We start from the raw sequence: 2,473 nt of genomic DNA on the forward strand, positions 1-2,473 counted from the left end.
GGAGATGGAGACCCAGGAGCAGCTCGCCTGGGGGAACCGCCTCGAGGACATCCTGTACGGGGTCCATGCGGCCATCGCGAGCCGCGCCATCGGCCTCGTGCGGAGGGTCGGCATCGAGCCCGAGGTGACGTTCACCGGGGGCGTCTCGCTGAACCGTGGGATGAAGCGCTGTCTCGAGGAGCAGCTCGGCGTCCGGCTGAACGTGGATCCCCTCACGATGTTCTGCGGCGCCCTCGGCGCGGCACAGTTCTCCCTCGAGAAGATGACGACTCCGGCGGTGGCATGATGGGAGAGTCCGCATGACGATCACGGCGGGGATCGATGTCGGGGCGAGGAGCACGCGGGCCGCGCTCCTGGAGGACGGGGGGTCCATCCTTGCGGTGGGAGCCGTGACCACCGGCTTTGACTACGAGAAGGCCGGCCGTGATGCGTACGCGAAGGCCCTGGCCGCGGCGGGGCTCGCGCCCGACCGCGTCTCCTATGTCACCGCGACAGGCTTCGGCCGATACCGGATTTCGTTCCGCGACCTGAACGTGACCGACATCACGGCGAACGCCCGAGGTGCGCAGTTGCTCTTCCCTGGGACTCGCTCGGCTGTGGACGTCGGCGCGGGGAACGCGCGGGCGTTCCGCATCGATGAACGGGGGAAGGTGCTCAAGTTCCGGTCGACTGAGAAATGCGCGGCGGGCGGCGGAGGCTTCCTCGAGAAGATCGCGTACTACACGCGCGTCGACTTGGACGACCTGGGTCGGACGGCGATGGAGTCCACCCATCCCGTGAGCATCTCGACGATCTGTTCCGTCCTCGCCGAGTCCGAGGTCATCAACCTGGTGACGCAGGAGGTCCCCATGGTCGACATCCTCATGGGGGCACACGAGTCGATCGCGGGACGGGTCCTGCTTACCTTGAGGCAGGTCGGGGTGGAGCCTCAGGTGACCCTCACGGGTGGGCTCGTGCTCAATCCTGCGTTCGTCCGCGCCCTCCAGGACAAGCTCGGCGTGCCGGTGAACGCGTCGCCCCGTCTCTTCTACGCGGGGGCGCTCGGCGCCGCGCTCCTCGGGCAGGTACGTTGGACCAAGAAGGGTGCGACCGCGGGGTGATGCGAAGACCATGCTCGAGGAAGTCTCATACCCATTCTCCGCCGCGGCCGAGGACTCCTACACGTCGTTCGCGTCGGTGAAGCGATGGAAGGAGGAGTCCGGCCGTCCGGCCCTCGGCTACTTCCCCGTGTATTTCCCCGAGGAGCTGGCCCACGCCATGGGGCTGCTCCCCGTCGGCCTGTACGGCGCCTCCGGGAGGCTCTCCCTGGACATGGCGACCGCGCACACGCAGTCCTTCATCTGCTCGATCAGCCGCAGCGTGTTCCAGATGGCCCTCCAGGGCACATTGGACATCTTCGACGGACTGGTCTTCTCCAACATCTGCGACGTCGCGCGCAATCTCTCAGGGATCACCAAGCGGAATCTCAAGGAGAGGTACGTCGACTACCTCCACTACCCCGTCAACAACGGGTCCGCGTACGCGGCCCGGTATCTCCGCGAGGAGTACCTGCGTCTCGCGTCCGGGTTGGAGAAGATCGGCGGAACCCCTCTCCGATCCGAAGATCTGCGGACGAGCATCGGGCTCTGCAATGAGAAGCGGAGGCTCCTTCGGGAGCTCGTGCAGCTCAGGCAGTCCCGACCCTGGCTCATCCCGTACACGGAGTGGTATGCGATGATGCGAGCGGGATCGATCCTACCCGTCGAGCAATACGTGCCGGCCTTGCGGGCCTACGGCACGGACGTTTCGGCGCGGGAAGGGAAGCCCATGGACCGGATCCGCGTGGTCGTGACCGGGACCTTCTGCGAACAGCCCCCGCTCCAGCTGATGCGGACGATCGAGGCGGCGGGGTGCTACATCGTTCACGACGAGGCGCTCATCGGCTCCCGCTGGATGGGGGAGGTGCCCGTTACGGACCCCGATCCTCTGCTTTCTCTGGCCCGGTCCTACGTGGAGAACCCGGATCCGTTGACGGTGCGGTTCCATCCCGACATCGACAAGCGGAGGAACTATGCAGACCTGCTCGCGTCCACCGGAGCGCAAGGGGTCATCATCTGCACGCCAAAGTTCTGCGAGCCCGCCCTGTACGACAGCGTGATCTTCAAGAGCGTGATCGAGAAGTCGAAGGTCCCTTATCTCCACCTCGAGTACGAGGAATCCGCGTCGAGCTTCGAGCACGATCGAACGATGGTGGAGACGTTCGTGGAGTCCATCCTCTTCGAATAGAAGAGGTCCAACGCCACCGCGAGGAAGTGGACCGGGCGGGATTTGAAGACACAATCCATAGCCTGCTAGGCGGTCACCGGTCGTAGATGGATTCCCTGTGTCCGACCTTCAGGACTAGGATCCGCAGAACTTCGCCCTGGACATCGAGGATGACCCGGTAGTCGCCGATCCGCAGTCTGTAGTACGGAGAGTTGACTAGCTTCTGAAC

Annotated in this window: 4 protein-coding genes; 3 read left to right on the plus strand and 1 reads right to left on the minus strand. The window is 64.9% G+C overall.

Annotation, left to right across the window (positions count from 1 at the left end; translation table 11 throughout):
• The 3 genes from VEY12_10280 to VEY12_10290 form a co-directional block, all read left to right on the plus strand.
• Positions 1–286: BadF/BadG/BcrA/BcrD ATPase family protein (locus tag VEY12_10280; protein HYM40505.1), on the plus strand; the 286-nt coding region annotated here is incomplete at its 5' end.
• Positions 287–299: 13 nt separating this feature from the next.
• Positions 300–1,100, plus strand: a complete 801-nt coding sequence (locus VEY12_10285; GenBank protein ID HYM40506.1) for an acyl-CoA dehydratase activase — start codon at positions 300–302, stop codon at positions 1,098–1,100.
• 10 nt (positions 1,101–1,110) lie between these two features.
• Complete coding sequence (locus VEY12_10290) at positions 1,111–2,265, plus strand: 2-hydroxyacyl-CoA dehydratase (protein HYM40507.1); 1,155 nt, start codon at positions 1,111–1,113, stop codon at positions 2,263–2,265.
• Positions 2,266–2,338: 73 nt separating this feature from the next.
• Here VEY12_10290 and VEY12_10295 read toward each other — a convergent pair.
• Positions 2,339–2,473, minus strand: a 135-nt coding sequence (locus VEY12_10295) for a type II toxin-antitoxin system RelE/ParE family toxin (GenBank protein ID HYM40508.1), incomplete at its 5' end; no start/stop codon positions are given.

It is taken from the genome of Thermoplasmata archaeon, assembly GCA_035632695.1.
In the GTDB taxonomy this organism is placed as follows: domain Archaea; phylum Thermoplasmatota; class Thermoplasmata; order RBG-16-68-12; family RBG-16-68-12; genus RBG-16-68-12.

Bases quoted from the DNA above. Each gene is read 5' to 3' on its own strand.
- VEY12_10285 (HYM40506.1), top strand. From the start codon at position 300: ATGACGATCACGGCGGGGATCGATGTCGGGGCGAGGAGCACGCGGGCC.
- VEY12_10290 (HYM40507.1), top strand. From the start codon at position 1,111: ATGCTCGAGGAAGTCTCATACCCATTCTCCGCCGCGGCCGAGGACTCC.